Raw genomic sequence first — 16,447 nt, 5'->3', positions numbered from 1 at the left:
AAAGGCCGCTTTCGCGGCCAATTTAAAGTCATGGTCTAATTCTGGACGGAAATTTCCGTCGTCTACCCGAATGGGCTTCGATCAGAACGGGATATCGTCGTCCATCCCGCCGGGCTCGAAGGCCGGGGCGTTTGCCGCAGGCCGACGTGCGCCACCGCCGGCATTGTTGTCGCGACCGCGGAAGCCGCCATCGCCGCCCCCACCATAACCGCCGCCATCGCCGCCGTAGCCGCCTTCGCTGCTGCCACCACCGCCACCGCCGCCGCCGGCGTTATCGCCACGGCCGTCGAGCAGCGTCAGGTTCGAGTTGAAACCCTGCAGCACGATCTCGGTGGAATATTTGTCCTGGCCGGACTGGTCCTGCCATTTGCGCGTCTGCAGCTGGCCTTCGATATAGACCTTGCTGCCCTTGCGCAGATAGCTCTCGGCGACGCGCGTCAGACCTTCCGAGAAGATCACCACGCGGTGCCACTCGGTCTTTTCGCGGCGCTCGCCGGTGTTGCGGTCCTTCCAGCTTTCCGAAGTGGCGATCGAAAGGTTCACCACCTTGCCGCCATTCGGCAGGTTCCGCACTTCCGGGTCATTGCCCAGATTGCCCACCAGAATGACCTTGTTCACGCTGCCTGCCATGGCGCCTTCCTTCCAATTCAGTCTCGCCCGGAGTCGGTCGCGAGACCCTCACAAAATACCAGGGACCGCCGTCGCGTGATCGCGCCCGACAGGTCCGTTCCGGCCCATCTTAGCCCCATTCGCGGCCCGAGGATGGACAATTCTGCTAACGCCCACACCTTTCAAACCCGACCTAACCGGCTGGCCTGAATTAATGTTCACTATATGTTCACGCAGCTACCTCGTCAATATTGTTACTTGACCCCCCGGCAATCCCTTGGTTTGGGAGCCCCCGGACGCAGTTGGTTATGACACTGAGGAGATCGCCTGTGAGCGACTTGACCACCCGCATCCGCCATCCCGACCTTATGGGCCGCATCGTGACGCCCGAAGCCGCCGCCGCCCTGATCAAGGATGGCATGGTCATTGGGATGAGCGGGTTCACCAAATCCGGCGACGCCAAGGCCGTTCCCCTGGCCCTGGCCGCGCGCGGACATGTTGACCCCTTCAAGATCACGCTGATCACCGGCGCGTCGCTGGGCCACGAAATCGACCACAAGCTCACCGAAGCCGGCGTCCTCGCTCGCCGCATGCCCTTCCAGGCGGACCCGACCTTGCGAAAAGCCATCAATCGCGGCGAGGTCATGTTCATCGACCAGCACCTGAGCGAGACTGTGGAACATCTCCGTTCAAGGCAACTCGGTCCGGTCGACTACGCCATCATCGAAGCCGCCGCCATCACCGAGACCGGCGCCATTGTGCCCACCACATCGATCGGCAATTCAGCCAGCCTCGCCATTCTCGCCAACAAGGTCATCGTCGAGATCAACCTCGCCCAGCCACTTGGGCTGGATGGCCTTCACGACATCTATATCCCCTCCAAGCGCCCCACCCGCGCGCCTATCCCGCTTATGGCCTGCGACAGCCGCATCGGCTCGCCCTATATCGAGATCCCGCCCGAAAAGATTGCCGCCATCGTTGTCACCGACACGGTCGACAGCACCTCCTCCGTCGTCCCCTCCGATGACGACACCAAGGCCATTGCCGGCCACCTGATCGCGCTCCTCGAAAGCGAAGTCGCCAAGGGCCGCCTCAATCTCTCGCTGCAGCCGCTGCAGGCCGGCGTCGGGTCCATCGCCAATTCCGTGCTCCGCGGCCTTGCCGATGGCCCCTTCCAAAACCTGAGCATGTACAGCGAGGTCCTGCAGGACTCGACCTTCGACCTCTTCGACGCCGGCAAGCTTAATTTTGCTTCGGCCTCCTCCTTCAGCCTCAGCGCCCCCTATGCCTCGCGCATCCATACCGATTTCGACCGCTACAAGGACAAGCTCGTCCTGCGCACCCAGGAAATTTCCAACCATCCGGAAGTCATCCGCCGCCTCGGCATCATCGGCATCAACACTGCGCTCGAATTCGACATCTACGGCAACGTCAATTCCACCCATGTCGACGGCACGATGATGATGAACGGCATTGGCGGTTCCGGCGATTTCGCCCGCAACGCTTATCTCTCCATCTTCGTCACCAAGTCGCTCGCCAAGGATGGCGCCATCTCTTCGGTCGTGCCCATGGTCAGCCATGTCGACCACACCGAGCATGATGTCGATATTCTCGTCACCGAAGTCGGTCTCGCCGATCTGCGCGGCCTCGCGCCCCGCGAACGCGCGCGAGTGATCATCGACAACTGCGTCCACCCAAGCTACCGCGCCCAGATGGACGACTATTTCACCCGCGCCTCCCAGCGCGGCGGTCACACCCCGCACATCCTCGAAGAAGCCTTCTCCTGGCACACCCGCCGCCAGCAAACCGGCTCGATGAAAGCCTGAGGCGACACCAGGCCCCAGCTGCCCCTCACCACCCGGTTCATCCGGGTGGTCCACCTCCCTATTATCGCTCGCTGCTACGGCACCGCGGCCACCCCACCCTCAATGCGTCCCTCCCCCTACCAGGGGGAGGTTAGGTGGGGGTTCCTCACCGCCGCCCCCGAAAAACACCGGCCTCGCTTCCGCCACGCGCCCGGCCTATCCTCCCCTCCGCACACATCAGAGGAGGTCCTTGTGTCTGCCAATGTGAAAGACATGCTCGCCGCAGCCAATGCAGCGGTGCCCCGCATTTCCGCCGACGAAGCCCGCCGCATGGTCGAGGAACAGAACGCTGTCATCGTCGACGTCCGCGACAGCGCCGAACTGGCGGCCAATGGGAAGATACCCGGCTCCATCAACATCCCCCGTGGCATGCTTGAGTTCCGGGCCGATGCGGCCTCGCAATATCACGATGCCAATCTCACGACGGATCGCCCCGTCATTCTCCATTGCGCTTCCGGCGGCCGCTCGGCCCTCAGCGGCGCCACCCTCAAGCAGATGGGCTACACCAACGTCTATAATCTCGGCGGCTTCAAGCCTGACTGGGTCGACGCCGGCGGCGAAGTCGAAAAAGTCTGACGCCCTGATGATGCCTTGCCGACCCTCGGCAAGGCGCCCTTCTCTCTCATTCCCCAGACCGGCTCCACCGATGGAATACGATCCCGGCCGCCAAAACGCTGCTGACACCATCTGTCAGCGCCATTGCCCATAGCAGCTTGACCGAATCCGGGATGTTCTGCAAACGTTCACTTTATTCAAAGGTGCTTTCGCACGGCCGCCGGGACACGCTAAGGTGAAAGCCGCCGCCAGACACCGGTATAAGGACGGCTTGCAGCCCGCCCTTGCTACGCCTATTTGAAGGGCTCTCCAGCCCCCTTGAACCCATTGCTGCTGTGCCTTCGACCGGCACGACGAGCCACGGACGTGAAAATGAAGTCTATGCCCAGCCAGAACCGCGAGATCATTGTTCGCGGGGCGCGTGAACACAACCTCAAGGGCATTGACGTCAAGCTGCCGCGCGACAGCCTCATCGTCATGACGGGCCTGTCCGGCTCGGGCAAATCCTCGCTCGCCTTCGACACCATCTATGCCGAAGGCCAGCGCCGCTATGTGGAGAGCCTCTCCGCCTATGCGCGCCAGTTCCTTGAAATGATGCAGAAGCCCGATGTCGAGCACATCGAGGGCCTGTCGCCCGCCATTTCCATCGAACAGAAGACCACGTCGCGTAACCCGCGCTCGACCGTCGGCACGGTCACCGAGATCTATGATTACCTGCGCCTGCTGTTTGCGCGCGTCGGCGTTCCCTACTCGCCCGCCACCGGCCTGCCGATCGAGAGCCAGACCGTTTCGCAGATGGTCGACAAGGTTCTCGAGCTTCCCGAAGGCACCCGCCTCTACCTGCTGGCCCCCATCGCGCGTGGCCGCAAGGGTGAGTACAAGAAGGAACTCGCCGACCTGATGCGCAAGGGGTTTCAGCGCGTCAAGATCGATGGCGAGTACCACGAAATCGAGGACGCTCCGGCGCTCGACAAGAAGTTTAAGCACGACATCGAGGTCGTGGTCGATCGTCTCGTCGTGTCCCCCGACATCTCCGGCCGCCTGGCCGAAAGTTTCGAGACCGCGCTGAAGCTGGCCGAGGGCATTGCCCTGATTGAATTTGCTGATGAGAAGAACGAGGACGGCACCGCCCGCCAGATCACCTTCTCGGAAAAATTCGCCTGCCCGGTCTCCGGCTTCACCATTGCCGAGATCGAGCCGCGCCTGTTCTCGTTCAACAACCCGTTTGGCGCCTGCCCGGTCTGCGACGGCCTCGGTACCGAGCAGAAGATCGACCCCGATCAGATCGTTCCCGATCCCACTCTGTCGCTGCGCGATGGCGCCATCCTGCCCTGGTCCAAGACCAGCGCGCCCTTCTATCTCCAGACCCTGCAGGCTGTGGCGCGCCATTTTGGCGCCTCCACCGGCACCGCCTGGAACGAGCTGCCCTTCGAGGTGCAGCACGCCGTGCTCTATGGCACTGACAAGACCAAGATCGACTTCGTCTATGACGACGGCCTGCGCCAGTACAACACCTCAAAGGTGTTCGAAGGCGTCATCGGCAACCTTGAGCGCCGCTACAAGGAAACCGAAAGCGCCGGCATGCGCGAAGAGATCGAAAAATATATGTCGGCAAAGCCCTGCTTTGCCTGCGGCGGCTATCGCCTCAAGCCCGAAACGCTGGCGGTCAAGATCGACGGCCTGCACATCGGCAAGGTCAGCGAGATGTCGATCAAGAACGCCTCGAAGTGGTTCATTGATCTCTCTGACAAGCTCACCCCCACACAGAGCCAGATCGGCGAGCGCATCCTCAAGGAAATCCGCGAGCGTCTGAAATTCCTTAACGACGTGGGCCTTGAATATCTGTCCATGTCGCGCAATTCCGGCACGCTGTCGGGCGGCGAAAGCCAGCGCATCCGTCTGGCCAGCCAGATCGGCTCTGGTCTCACCGGCGTGCTCTATGTGCTCGACGAGCCATCCATCGGCCTGCACCAGCGCGACAATGCACGCCTGCTCGAAACCCTGCAGCGTCTGCGTGACCTCGGCAACACGGTCATCGTCGTCGAGCACGACGAGGACGCCATCCTCACCGCCGACTATGTCCTCGACATCGGTCCCGGTGCCGGCGTCAACGGCGGCAACATTGTCGCCGAAGGCACACCGCAGGACATTCTCAACCACCCGGACAGCCTCACCGGCAAATATCTCTCCGGCCGCATGGGCATTCCCGTGCCACCAGAGCGCCGCGAGGCCAAGAAGGGTAAGGCCCTTTCCGTAAAGGGCGCCACCGGCAACAATCTCAAGAATGTCTCGGTCGACATTCCGCTCGGCATGTTCGTCGCCATCACAGGCGTGTCCGGCGGTGGCAAGTCGACCCTCATGATCGACACCATGTACCAGGCCATCGCCCGCCGCCTCAACGGCGCCCGCGTTGTCCCGGCTCCGCATGAAAGCCTTACCGGGCTCGAATTCCTCGACAAGGTCATCGATATCGACCAATCGCCGATCGGTCGCACGCCGCGGTCCAATCCGGCCACCTATACTGGCGCCTTCACACCCCTGCGCGAATGGTTCGCCAGCCTGCCGGAAGCCAAAACCCGCGGCTACGGACCCGGCCGCTTCTCCTTCAACGTCAAGGGCGGCCGCTGCGAGAAGTGCGAGGGAGATGGCGTTCTCAAGATCGAGATGCACTTCCTGCCCGACGTTTACGTCACCTGTGACGTCTGCAAGGGCAAGCGCTACAATCGCGAGACGCTGGAAGTCCAGTTCAAGGGCAAGTCGATCTCCGACATCCTCGACATGACCATCGACGAGGGCGTCGAGTTCTTCTCGGCTGTCCCGGTCATTCGCGACAAGTTCGCCACGCTGCAGCGCGTTGGCCTCGGCTACGTCAAGGTCGGACAGCCCGCCACCACCCTCTCCGGCGGCGAAGCCCAGCGCGTGAAACTGTCGAAAGAGCTCTCCAAGCGCGCCACCGGCCGCACGCTCTACATGCTCGACGAGCCGACAACCGGACTCCACTTCCACGACGTAGCCAAGCTTCTTGAAGTGCTTCATGAACTTGTCGATGGCGGTAACACCGTCATCGTCATCGAGCACAATCTCGAAGTCATCAAGACGGCAGACTGGATCATCGACCTTGGCCCCGAGGGCGGTGACGGCGGCGGCGAGATCGTCGCCAGCGGCACCCCCGAAGAGGTGGCCTCCAATCCCCGGTCCCACACCGGCCACTTCCTCAAGGAAGTCATGGAGCGCCGCCCCCACTTTGCGACAAGGGCAGCGGAGTAAGGTTCGGCCAACAAACCGCGTCACCATTTGATCCCCGCGAAAGCGGGGATCTTTGTTAGGCGGGGTCCGCACCCGATACTCTCTCGGCTCCATCGCCCGCCTCTCCGTTCTAGGGTTCCGAAGGCGATCAGAAGGATGAAAGGCTCCGGTGGAGCCTTTCAAACCAGGAAGGCCATGCGGGCGACGTTCGAATTGCTGGACCGAGGGCGGGGCCACCTGCGCGCCACACGGACCCAGCACGCAGCGCCTCATGGGACGCATTGCCGCATCGCTCTTCTCATTCACAACACGCATACCCAAATGCGAGCAGTCGGCAGGCACTCCGCCCCCGTCAGCGACGACGCCCATGCGCCGCGCGAGAAACTGCCGCTGAATTGACCACTGCCGTCATTTTCAGCACCTCATTGAACCTTATAAAAACCGCCATGCGCTCAACGCATGCAGCGCCTGCTTTCTCCTCTCTGGAAAGCACCCGCAAATCGGCTCATCCTCTTTTTTCTGCAACCAGCCCTGAGGATATATGACCATGTTCGTGCGTGCCGTCTGGCGCCTGAAGCGCCTGGTCGACATCAAGCAGCAATTGCGGGAACTGGACGTCCCAACCACGCGAGATGCCGACATGCTGGGGCTTAGCGGGCCTGACTTCTCGAAAATGACGCGGTCGCTCTTCGATCGCTAGGCCTGCAAGCCGCCCCGAAATTCTGAGTGGCCGCCGGATCGCCCTCCGGCGGCCACAGCTTTGCCGGGAGCCTTAACCGAAGGTGAACGACCACGATTAACGACTTGCAGAAAACGCATAGCTTCTTTGAGATTTTTCTATCTGCTCGTCCCGAGGGGCCCGGCCTATATCTATCATCGTAAACGAAAGGGACTTTCAAATGGACATTCGCAAGACTTTCAAGAAATGGACCGCCTATCAGCAGACCGTGCGTGAACTGGCCGCTCTCGACAATCGCCAGCTCAACGACCTGGGCATCGCTCGCACCGATATCAATCGTATTGCTCGCGACCATGCCAACACTCTCTAATAGAGACTTGGCACTTACTACAAACCGAACGCCCGCATCTCTCTGAGACGCGGGTGTTTTCTTTTGCCCTCTCCGTGATCGTACATTGAGGAACCATCGACTCCACGCCCCGTTGGCTGAACACACCCCAACAGATGGAGTTTTCAGATGAAAGACCTCACAGGCAAATCGATTGCGATCCTCGCCACCCATGGCTTCGAGCAGTCCGAACTCCAGGTCCCTCTCGAAAAACTGCGTGGAGCCGGCGCGCGGGTCGAGGTGATCTCTCTCGAAGCCGGCGAGATCAAGGGCTGGGACAAGGATGACTGGGGCCAGAGCGTTCCCGTCGACAAGACCCTCGCCGACGCCAAGTCCGACGACTACGACGCCATCGTCCTCCCCGGCGGCCAGATCAATCCCGATCTCCTGCGGGTCGAGCAGTCAGCGCTCGATTTCATAAAATCCTTCTGGGATGACAAGAAGGTCGTCGCCGCAATCTGCCACGCGCCATGGCTGCTGGTCGAAACCGGCATCATCAAGGGCCGCAAGGTCACGTCCTACCCCTCGGTCAAGACCGATGTCGTCAATGCCGGCGGGCTCTGGGAAGACAGTGCCGTCGTCACCGACCAGGGCCTCATTACCTCCCGCAACCCCGGCGATCTCGACGCTTTTTGCGACAAGATTGCCGAAGAAATCAACGAAGGCCGTCACGAACGACGCGCTGCATGAACTCGCCCATTGCGGGGGCATGGCGGGCTTGGTATTTGGCTCGCCATGTCACAAGAACCCATTCATATCATTGGCGGGGGCCTCGCCGGCTCCGAAGCCGCATGGCAGGCCGCTGAATCCGGTGCGCAGGTCATTCTCCACGAAATGCGCGGCGTCAAAGAGACGGACGCGCACAGCACGGACAGCTTTGCCGAGCTGGTCTGCTCCAACAGCTTCCGCTCCGATGACCACGAGCACAATGCTGTCGGCCTCCTCCACGAGGAAATGCGCCGCTGCAACTCGCTGATCATGAAGGCGGCCGATGCGAGCAAGCTGCCGGCCGGTGGCGCCCTCGCCGTCGACCGCCACGGCTTTTCGGCCCTCGTCACCAAGGCGATCGAGGATCACCCCAACATCACCATCCAGCGCGAGGAAATCGCCGGCTGGCCGCCAGAAGACTGGCGCCACGTCATCATCGCGACCGGCCCGCTGACCTCGCCGGCCCTGGCCGAAGCAATTCTGGCCAAGACGGGCGAAGATTCCCTCGCCTTCTTCGATGCCATCGCGCCAATCGTGCACTACGACAGCATCAACCATGACATCGCCTGGAAACAGTCGCGCTATGACAAGGTAGGCCCCGGCGGCAACGGTGCGGATTATCTCAATCTGCCGATGGACCGCGACCAGTACTATGCCTTCGTGGAGGCGTTGAAGACCGCCCCGCTGCACGAATTCAAGGACTGGGAAAAGGTCCCCTATTTCGACGGCTGCCTGCCCATCGAAGTCATGGCCGAACGCGGCGCCGAAACCCTGCGCCATGGCCCGATGAAGCCGGTTGGCCTGACCAATCCGCGCAATCCCACGGTAAAGCCCTACGCCATCGTCCAGCTCCGCCAGGACAATGCCCTGGGCACGCTGTGGAACATGGTCGGCTTCCAGACCAAGATGCGCTACGGCATCCAGGCGGAAATCTTCCGCATGATCCCGGGCCTCGAGAACGCTCAGTTCGCCCGCCTCGGTGGGCTGCACCGCAACACCTTCATCAATTCCCCGAAGGTGCTGACCGCTGACCTGCGCCTCAAGGCCGACCCGCGCATCCGCTTCGCCGGTCAGGTGACCGGTGTTGAAGGCTATGTAGAAAGCGCCGCCTGCGGGCTGATCACTGGCCGCCTCACTGCTGCCGAAGCGCGCGGCGAAACCCTCGCCATGCCGCCTGTTACCACGGCCTTCGGCGCTCTAATCGGCCACATCACCGGTGGCCATGTCGAGGCGGAAAGCTATAGCGGCGCCCGCTCCTTCCAGCCGATGAACGTCAATTTCGGCCTCTTCCCGGAAGTCACCATCGAAAAGCCGGAAGGCGTAAAACGCTGGAAGGGTACCGAAAAGACCATGGCCAAGCGCAAGGCCATCACCACCCGCGCCCTCGAAGACCTCAAGGCCTGGCAATGACCCCTTCGGCGCTGGACGAATATCTGCACACCCACATCCCGATCACCCGGGCCATGGGTGTGCAGACCCTCTTCGCCAGCGCCGAACGCGTCGAACTGACCGCGCCGCTTGAGCCCAATATCAATGTGCATGGAACGGCCTTCGGCGGCAGCGGCGCCACATTGGCGCTGCTCGCAGCGTGGTCAGTCCTCCACCTGCGCCTCGCCGCGGAAGGCATTACTAACCGCCTCGTCATCCAGCGATCGACCATCGATTATCTGCTTCCCGTGGCTGGCGATCTCATGGCCGTCGCCACGCTTGATGGCGCCGATCTCGACAGCTTCTTTGCCACCATGGCGCGACGCGGCCGCGCCCGCCTCAGCGTTTCGTCAGAGCTGATGTTCGAGGGAAAAGTCGCAGGCCGGCTGACCGGCGATTTCGTCGCCATTGCCGAGCAGTAATACCCCTCACCCGTCTCGACCTTCGGTCGATCCACCCTCTCCCTCAAGGGGAGAGGGAAAGCCGCTCCGCATTCGCAGCCCATACCGAGACTTTCAAGAAGCCAGTCCGGAACTCGAACCTCCCTTCTCCCCTTGAGGGAGAAGGTGCCCGAAGGGCGGATGAGGGGGCCCTTTATGAGGGCAGCTTACCGCTGCCGCAGCGCCCACCAACTGATGCGGCCGATCTTGCGCCAATCGGCTTCTTCAACGGGTACAGCAAAGGGCTGCGCGCTATTGGCGTTCCACCGACGCAGCTGCGCCGCCACCACCGGGTAAATCGCAAAAGCCGGTCGCAGCGCCTTGGGCAAGGCGTCGATGGCGACCTGCGCCTTGGCGAGGTGATCTGCCGCCAGTTCGGCGATCTGCCCCAGAGCCGCCTGCAATCCCTCGCTGTCGGTGCCCGAAAAGATCTCGCCCTCGCGCACGCCATTGGCTTCAAAGATCGACCAGGGCAGCATGATCCGCCCCTGCGAAGCTAGGACCCCGAAGGCCCGCAAATGGCCCACCATGGCCTGCGCCACCCCGAGATGCCCTGCGGCATCGCCCGGCTCCACCGGAGCCCCCGCGTTGAGGATCATCGCCGACAGCTGCAGCAGCGTGGAAGCCGTCTCGCCGGCATAGCCCTCAAAGCTCGGCAGATCCGGCATGGGGTCGTCATAAAGATCAAACCGCCGCGCACCGAGCAGGCGCAGCAGCGTACCGGCAGGCAGACCATAGGCCGACAGGGTCTGCATCAGCGCATTGGCAACCGGGTTCTGGCGCACATCGCCATGCTCCGGCCCGCTCAGCGCATCGTTCCACCATTGCAGCCGGATTTCTCCCGCAGCGGGGCTGGTAATCCGCGCGCGGATAGCCGCCACATCAGCGCTGAAGGCAAAGATCGAAGTGACGCCGTCCCGCGCCGCCGCCGGCAGCACCAGCGTCGACAGATAGCGGTCGCGATCGAGGGAGCGCAGCGTTTCAGCTGCCTGAGAAAAACTGCCGTCCGCCATCAGCGGGCATTCTCGACGGCAATGAAGGCGGCCGCAACGGCGCGTTCTTCGGCCAGCAGCACATTATAGGTGCGCACGGCGCTGCCGGTGTTGACGGCTTCGATAATCACCTGCCGCTCGCGAAACGCCTGGCGGATTGCCGGATCGATGGCAGCGATTTCGGACCCGAGCCCGATCAGCAGCACATCGACCGCGTCGGCGATCTCAAGGACGGGTGACAGGCTCTCGAGCGTGACCTCGGCTGCGCTGGCGGCCCCCCACCCCTGCATGCCCGAAGGCAGGCAGAGCAAGGAGCCGCGGTGCGACAGATCAGCAAAGCGGAACCCGCCATTGCCATAAGCATCTATGCCGACCTGGTGCGGATAATGGGCCGCACCAGCAGGGCTGGAATCAGACGGATGCGCCATCCGCCGACTTTTCCTTCCGGGCCGCCGCCAATTCGGCGTCCGTCTTCTGCTTGAGGCCGAAATTGATCAGGATCGGGCCGTTGACGATGATCGAGGAATACATGCCCACCAGCGAGCCGAAGGTCATGGCGATGGTGAAGCTGCGCAGCGACTCGCCGCCAAACAGCACCAGCGGCACGAGCGCCAGCAACAGGGTGAACTGGGTCAACGACGTACGCACGATGGTCTGGTTGATCGAGAGATCGATCAGCTCCGGCAGCGGCATCTTGCGATATTTGACGAGGTTTTCACGGATACGGTCGGACACAACCACCGTCTCGTTGAGCGAGATACCGACAAGCGTCAGCACCGCCGCAATCGAGGAGAGATTGAACTCCAGCCCCACCAGTGAGAACAGGCCGATCGTCATGATCAGATCGTGCGAGGTCGTCGTCACTGCCGCCATGGCGAACTGCCACTCGAAGCGGATCCAGATGTAGATCAGGATTGCCGCGAGCGCGATGATGACGGCGAGCGTACCCTTCCAGGCGAGCTCACCCGAAACCGTGCCACTCACTGCCTCGGTTCGGCGCACTTCGTAGTTCTCGGCCGCGAGCGCGTCGGTCACCTTGGCGACGGCGATCTGGTCGGCCTCCTGGCCGCCTTCCTGCGCCTGCACGCGGATCAGCACGTCCTGCGGCGTCCCGAAACCCTGGATCTGGATTTCGCCGACGTCGAGATCGCTCAGCAGCGAGCGGACATAGCCGACATCGGCCGGGCCGCCCACATGCTGAACTTCGATCGCCGTGCCACCGACGAAGTCGATGCCGAAATTGAAGCCCTTGAAATAGGCGGTGCCGATGGAAACCACGGTCATCACGATCGAGAGCGCGATCACCGTCCGCGAGATCTTCATGAACGGGATCTTGGTGCCGTCCGGAATGAAGCGGAAGTGCTGGATCTTCAGCTTCTTGGGCCGAACGATCTTGAACCACTGGCTGACCTGGAAGGAGGTCACGGTGTAGGAGGTAAAGAGCGAGGTCAGGATGCCGAGGCCCAGCGTCACTGCAAAGCCTTGCACCGGGCCCGAGCCCATGAAGTAGAGCACCACGGCCGCAACGAGCTGCGTTAGGTGCGAGTCGATGATGGTACCCCACGCGCGCTCGAAACCGGCCTGGATGGCCTGCACCGGTGATTTGCCGGCCGCCTGCTCTTCGCGCATGCGTTCGTAGATCAGCACGTTCGCGTCCACGGCCATGCCGATGGTCAGAACGATACCGGCGATACCGGGCAGTGTCAGCGTCGCCCCGAGGGTCGAGAGCGCAGCAAAGATGAGAACGATGTTGAGGATCAGCGAGACGTTCGCGAACACGCCCCAGACGCCATAGGCGACCACCATGAAGGCGAGCACCAGCACGGCGGCCACGACACCTGCGGTGAGGCCGGCCTGGATCGAGTCGGCGCCGAGGCTGGCGTCGACCGTGCGTTCTTCGACGACGTTGAGGCTGGCCGGCAGTGCGCCGGCGCGCAGCAGCACGGCAAGGTCATTGGCGCTGGCCGTGGTGAAGCTGCCGCTGATCTGGCCCGAACCACCGGTGATCGGCTGGTTGATGACCGGCGCGGTGATCACCTGGTTGTCGAGCACGATGGCAAAGCGCTGGCCGACATTGCGCGAGGTGATTTCGCCAAAGGTGATGGCGCCGCGCGTGTCGAACTTGAAGCTGACGACAGGGATACCCTGCTGCTGGTCATAGGCCGGCTGGGCGTCAACGAGCGACTCGCCGCCGAGCGCCACGTCTTCATAGATAAGTTCGAAGCCGCCCGTCTGGCTGGGCAGGATCATGGTGCCGGCCGGCAGGCCCTGGGCCTCGGCCTGTGCCGCGCTCATGCCCGGATAGACCATGTGGAAGGTCAGGCGGGCCGTCTGCGAAATGATGTTTTTCAGGCGCGTGGAATCGCCAAAGCCGGGAACCTGCACGAGAACGCGCGTGTCGCCCTGGCGCTGGATCGACGGCTCGGTGGTGCCCAGCTCGTCAATACGGCTGCGGATCACTTCCATCGACTGGGAGACCAGCGAGCTCATGCGCTGGGTAATGCCTTCGGGTGTCAGCGTGATGGTCAGGCGACCGTCAGCCGTCTCGCCAAAGGCGAATTCGTCGATCCCCACCCCGCCGAACAGCACATTGCTGAGCGAGTTCTGCAGGCCGCGGATAGCCGTTTCGGCCTGCGCCTTCTGGCTGGGATCGGTCAGCTCGATATAGAGCGCGTTGCGCGCCTCATCGGTGGTGATGATATTGCCGATGCCATTCTGGTTGGCGAGGACGTTACGCGCATCGCGCCGCACATCGCTCAGCCTCTGGCTGACGATACCCTCCCGGTCCACTTCGAGCAGCAGGTGCGAGCCGCCCTGCAAATCGAGACCCAGGACCATGCCCTGCTTTGGAAACCACCCAGGCAGCGCATCAAGCGTCGACTTGGGAAGGAAGTTGGGAACGGCGAAGAGAATCCCCGCGATCGCAACGAGCAGAATCAGGGCTGCGCGGAACGGCGAATGCTGCATTTTAGGTCCTGGAAAAGGCGAAAGCCGGGGCCGTTGGGCCCCGGCTGAAGATAATGTTTAGGCAGGCTTGTTGTCGTTGACCGGTTCGGCCTTGGAGCGCACATCGGCAACCATGCCGCGCACGAGCTTGACCTTCACACCCTGCGAGATTTCGACTTCGAGATCTTCGCCGTCAACGGCCTTGGTGACCTTGCCGATGATGCCGCCAGTGGTAACGACCGTGTCGCCGCGGCGAATGGCCGACAGCATGGCCTGCTGGGCCTTGAGGCGCTTCTGCTGCGGGCGGAAGATGAGCAGCCAGAAAATCACCACCAGCAGTGCGATTGGCATCAGCTGGATGAGGACATCGGCGAACCCTCCTGTACCGACAGCGGCACCTGCGTCCTGCGCGAAGGCGGGCGTTACGAACATTAAGCGAACTCCTTATTGTTTCTTCTTGGCAATTGAAGGAAGGGATCGGTGACAGCGGTAAGCCATCGACTGGACGCCAACGGGCTATCGTGCACTTGCGCCCCAGCCATAAATCGCGCGGACTATACATTTGGGTCCGCGCGATTGCAAAGCCAATCAGGACCAAGTGAATACCGCGCCGAAACGAAGGACGAAGCCGTGAAGACCGAAGAATATCTGGAGCGAATTGCCGGTGCACTCGAGGAGGTGGCGCGGGCGCTGCAATTGAGCCAGCGCACGCCGGAGCCGTTCGCACTGGGCGACGCCAATGCCTATCACTGGCAAGGTGATACCAGCACCATGCTGCCCGTTCCCAAGGTCAGCCGCGTCCCCCTCGCCATGCTGCGCGGCATCGATCAGGTCCGCGATATTCTCCTGGCCAACACCGAGCAGTTCGCCCGCGGCCATGGCGCCAACAACACCCTGCTGTGGGGCGCTCGCGGCATGGGCAAATCCTCGCTGGTGAAGTCCATCCACGCCGACATAGAATCGCGCCCCGGCTTCGAGCGCCTGGTGCTCGTTGAAATCGCCCGCGAGGATCTCGAAACTCTGCCCCAGCTGATGCGCGCCATTTCCGGCCAGCCGGCCCGCTTCATCATCTTCTGCGACGACCTCAGCTTCGATAATGGCGAAACCAGCTACAAATCGCTCAAAACCATCCTCGACGGCGGTCTCGAGGGGCGCCCGGACAATGTCCTCTTCTACGCCACTTCCAACCGTCGCCACCTCATGCCCCGCGACATGATCGAGAACGAACGCTCGACCGCGATTAACCCCAGCGAGGCGGTCGAGGAAAAGGTCTCGCTCTCGGACCGTTTTGGCCTCTGGCTCGGCTTCCACAATTCCGACCAGGACAATTACCTCGCCATGGTCTCCGGCTATGCCGAATATTACGGCCTCTCGATTGACGCCGAGACCCTGCGGGCGCGCGCCATCGAATGGGCCGCCACCCGCGGCGCCCGCTCCGGCCGCGTCGCCATCCAGCTGGTGAGAACGCTCGCCGGCGAAGAAGGCAAGACGGTCTGACCGCCCTACCCCGTCATTGCCCGGCTTGTCCGGGCAATCCACCCTCAGATCTGCCCCCCTTCCAACCAACAAAAAACCCTCCCCCATTTTCATGGGAGAGGGCTGAAATCGTAAAACCTGTCAGCCGATCAGCTGGCCAGCAGCGGCACCGGATCAACCGGGGTTGCGCCCTTGCGCAGCTCGAAGTGCAGCTGGGGCTTGGAGACCGATCCGGTCATGCCAACGGCACCGATATTGTCGCCACGGTTGACCACGGCGCCCTTGGCCACGCTCATGCTCTTGAGGTGGGCATAGGCAGACACATAGCCGTTCGGGTGACGGATGAGGATCAGGTTGCCATAACCCTCGACGCCAGAACCGACATAGATGACGGTGCCGTTTTCAGCCGCCTTGACCGAGGTCCCTTCCGGCACGTCGATATTGATGCCGGTACCACGCGATGCACCGAAATCGACGATCACGCGACCGCTTGCGGGCCAGCGGAACTTGTCATTGCCCGACATGGCCGGCTCGGCCGGCGGCACATTGGCGACCTGGGTCGGCGCGGCCTGCGTCGGCGCAGCGGTCGGAGCCGGCTGCGTCGTCGGCACAGTGGCCACGACAGGAGCAGGCTGAGCGGTCGGCTGGGCCAGCGGCGCCGGCGCCTGTGCGGGCTTCGGAGCGATTGCCGCCACTTGGGTCGGTGCGGAATTCTGCGGCGTGCGGATCAGGTCCGGGCGGCCCGGAATGACGATGCTCTGCCCCACGACGATCTTGTCGGGCGAGCTGAGATTATTGGCCTGCACCAGCGCCTGGGTGGTCACGTCATAGCGACGGGCGATCGTGTAGAGCGACTCGCCGCTCGCGATCGTGTGGGTATAGGCGCCGCCTGTGGCAGTCACGGGTGCCGCGACGGGCACTGCGCTGTTGACCGGCAGGCCTGCAGACGAGGCGGCACCGGGCATCGCTGGCATCGGCATGCTGCCGGGCGTGGCACCAAGGGCGACTGCGGCCGGAGCCGACGGCATGGGGGCGAAGGTTTGTGTTGCGGGCATGGCTTGCGGGGTTCCCATGGAAGCAGAATTACTCAGTACAGGAAGATCCTGGGATTGAAC

15 protein-coding genes are annotated in these 16,447 nt (G+C 62.6%); 9 read left to right on the top strand and 6 right to left on the bottom strand.

What is annotated here, in order from left to right:
• Positions 1-81: 81 nt before the first annotated feature.
• A complete protein-coding gene (gene ssb / locus NYQ88_RS10360; protein WP_275654820.1) occupies positions 82-630 on the bottom strand; it encodes a single-stranded DNA-binding protein in 549 nt (182 codons plus the stop codon).
• A gap of 347 nt (positions 631-977) precedes the next feature.
• Here ssb and NYQ88_RS10355 point away from each other — a divergent pair, with 347 nt between their 5' ends.
• The 8 genes from NYQ88_RS10355 (at position 978) to NYQ88_RS10320 (ending at position 9,900) form a co-directional block, all read left to right on the top strand.
• On the top strand, positions 978-2,435 hold the full coding sequence (locus NYQ88_RS10355) for a succinate CoA transferase (RefSeq protein ID WP_275654899.1): 1,458 nt from the start codon (positions 978-980) through the stop codon (positions 2,433-2,435).
• A gap of 231 nt (positions 2,436-2,666) precedes the next feature.
• The gene (locus NYQ88_RS10350) at positions 2,667-3,050 is read left to right on the top strand and encodes a rhodanese-like domain-containing protein (RefSeq protein WP_275654819.1); all 384 of its coding nucleotides are present in this window, start codon (positions 2,667-2,669) and stop codon (positions 3,048-3,050) included.
• A 351-nt stretch (positions 3,051-3,401) separates the two neighbouring features.
• Positions 3,402-6,296, top strand: a complete 2,895-nt coding sequence (gene uvrA / locus NYQ88_RS10345) for an excinuclease ABC subunit UvrA (protein ID WP_275654818.1) — start codon at positions 3,402-3,404, stop codon at positions 6,294-6,296.
• Positions 6,297-6,822: 526 nt separating this feature from the next.
• Complete coding sequence (locus NYQ88_RS10340; protein WP_275654817.1) at positions 6,823-6,975, top strand: hypothetical protein; 153 nt, start codon at positions 6,823-6,825, stop codon at positions 6,973-6,975.
• A 199-nt stretch (positions 6,976-7,174) separates the two neighbouring features.
• Entirely contained in the window at positions 7,175-7,324 is a 150-nt protein-coding gene (locus NYQ88_RS10335; protein WP_275654816.1) for a DUF1127 domain-containing protein, read from the top strand.
• Between the two features lie 147 nt (positions 7,325-7,471).
• The gene (locus tag NYQ88_RS10330) at positions 7,472-8,032 is read left to right on the top strand and encodes a type 1 glutamine amidotransferase domain-containing protein (RefSeq protein WP_275654815.1); all 561 of its coding nucleotides are present in this window, start codon (positions 7,472-7,474) and stop codon (positions 8,030-8,032) included.
• A gap of 45 nt (positions 8,033-8,077) precedes the next feature.
• Positions 8,078-9,460 carry a methylenetetrahydrofolate--tRNA-(uracil(54)-C(5))-methyltransferase (FADH(2)-oxidizing) TrmFO gene (gene trmFO / locus NYQ88_RS10325; protein ID WP_275654814.1) on the top strand — a complete coding sequence of 461 codons (1,383 nt, stop codon included), beginning with the start codon at positions 8,078-8,080 and terminating at the stop codon, positions 9,458-9,460.
• The gene (locus NYQ88_RS10320; protein WP_275654813.1) at positions 9,457-9,900 is read left to right on the top strand and encodes a YiiD C-terminal domain-containing protein; all 444 of its coding nucleotides are present in this window, start codon (positions 9,457-9,459) and stop codon (positions 9,898-9,900) included. The genes trmFO and NYQ88_RS10320 overlap by 4 nt, the downstream gene beginning before the upstream one ends.
• A gap of 185 nt (positions 9,901-10,085) precedes the next feature.
• On the opposite strand, the gene NYQ88_RS10315 is transcribed toward NYQ88_RS10320, so the two are convergent.
• The 4 genes from NYQ88_RS10315 to yajC are packed head-to-tail and all read right to left on the bottom strand — an operon-like array spanning position 10,086 to position 14,288.
• Positions 10,086-10,931: a phytoene/squalene synthase family protein gene (locus NYQ88_RS10315; protein ID WP_275654812.1), complete on the bottom strand. Its 846-nt coding sequence runs from the start codon at positions 10,929-10,931 to the stop codon at positions 10,086-10,088.
• Complete coding sequence (locus tag NYQ88_RS10310) at positions 10,931-11,338, bottom strand: MTH938/NDUFAF3 family protein (RefSeq protein ID WP_275654811.1); 408 nt, start codon at positions 11,336-11,338, stop codon at positions 10,931-10,933. The genes NYQ88_RS10315 and NYQ88_RS10310 overlap by 1 nt, the downstream gene beginning before the upstream one ends.
• Positions 11,322-13,877: a protein translocase subunit SecD gene (gene secD, locus NYQ88_RS10305; RefSeq protein ID WP_275654810.1), complete on the bottom strand. Its 2,556-nt coding sequence runs from the start codon at positions 13,875-13,877 to the stop codon at positions 11,322-11,324. The genes NYQ88_RS10310 and secD overlap by 17 nt, the downstream gene beginning before the upstream one ends.
• Positions 13,878-13,934: 57 nt before the next feature.
• Entirely contained in the window at positions 13,935-14,288 is a 354-nt protein-coding gene (gene yajC, locus NYQ88_RS10300) for a preprotein translocase subunit YajC (protein WP_275654809.1), read from the bottom strand.
• A gap of 246 nt (positions 14,289-14,534) precedes the next feature.
• Here yajC and NYQ88_RS10295 point away from each other — a divergent pair, with 246 nt between their 5' ends.
• Positions 14,535-15,353 (top strand): ATP-binding protein, encoded by an 819-nt coding sequence (locus NYQ88_RS10295; protein ID WP_275654898.1) that lies wholly within the window; start codon positions 14,535-14,537, stop codon positions 15,351-15,353.
• A 128-nt stretch (positions 15,354-15,481) separates the two neighbouring features.
• Here the strand turns inward: NYQ88_RS10295 and NYQ88_RS10290 are convergent, their stop codons facing one another.
• Positions 15,482-16,387, bottom strand: a complete 906-nt coding sequence (locus NYQ88_RS10290) for a M23 family metallopeptidase (protein WP_275654808.1) — start codon at positions 16,385-16,387, stop codon at positions 15,482-15,484.
• Between the last annotated feature and the right edge of the window lie 60 nt (positions 16,388-16,447).

Origin of the sequence: Devosia sp. SD17-2, from assembly GCF_029201565.1 — a bacterium.
In the GTDB taxonomy this organism is placed as follows: domain Bacteria; phylum Pseudomonadota; class Alphaproteobacteria; order Rhizobiales; family Devosiaceae; genus Devosia.
The sequence above is the reverse complement of the archived record's forward strand: the minus strand, read 5'-3'. Positions and strand labels throughout refer to the sequence as shown.

Coding starts and splice junctions, on each gene's coding strand:
- ssb (WP_275654820.1), bottom strand. CDS start 630: ATGGCAGGCAGCGTGAACAAGGTCATTCTGGTGGGCAATCTGGGCAAT.
- NYQ88_RS10355 (WP_275654899.1), top strand. CDS start 978: ATGGGCCGCATCGTGACGCCCGAAGCCGCCGCCGCCCTGATCAAGGAT.
- uvrA (WP_275654818.1), top strand. CDS start 3,402: ATGAAGTCTATGCCCAGCCAGAACCGCGAGATCATTGTTCGCGGGGCG.
- NYQ88_RS10340 (WP_275654817.1), top strand. CDS start 6,823: ATGTTCGTGCGTGCCGTCTGGCGCCTGAAGCGCCTGGTCGACATCAAG.
- NYQ88_RS10335 (WP_275654816.1), top strand. CDS start 7,175: ATGGACATTCGCAAGACTTTCAAGAAATGGACCGCCTATCAGCAGACC.
- NYQ88_RS10330 (WP_275654815.1), top strand. CDS start 7,472: ATGAAAGACCTCACAGGCAAATCGATTGCGATCCTCGCCACCCATGGC.
- trmFO (WP_275654814.1), top strand. CDS start 8,078: ATGTCACAAGAACCCATTCATATCATTGGCGGGGGCCTCGCCGGCTCC.
- NYQ88_RS10320 (WP_275654813.1), top strand. CDS start 9,457: ATGACCCCTTCGGCGCTGGACGAATATCTGCACACCCACATCCCGATC.
- NYQ88_RS10315 (WP_275654812.1), bottom strand. CDS start 10,931: ATGGCGGACGGCAGTTTTTCTCAGGCAGCTGAAACGCTGCGCTCCCTC.
- NYQ88_RS10310 (WP_275654811.1), bottom strand. CDS start 11,338: ATGGCGCATCCGTCTGATTCCAGCCCTGCTGGTGCGGCCCATTATCCG.
- secD (WP_275654810.1), bottom strand. CDS start 13,877: ATGCAGCATTCGCCGTTCCGCGCAGCCCTGATTCTGCTCGTTGCGATC.
- yajC (WP_275654809.1), bottom strand. CDS start 14,288: ATGTTCGTAACGCCCGCCTTCGCGCAGGACGCAGGTGCCGCTGTCGGT.
- NYQ88_RS10290 (WP_275654808.1), bottom strand. CDS start 16,387: ATGCCCGCAACACAAACCTTCGCCCCCATGCCGTCGGCTCCGGCCGCA.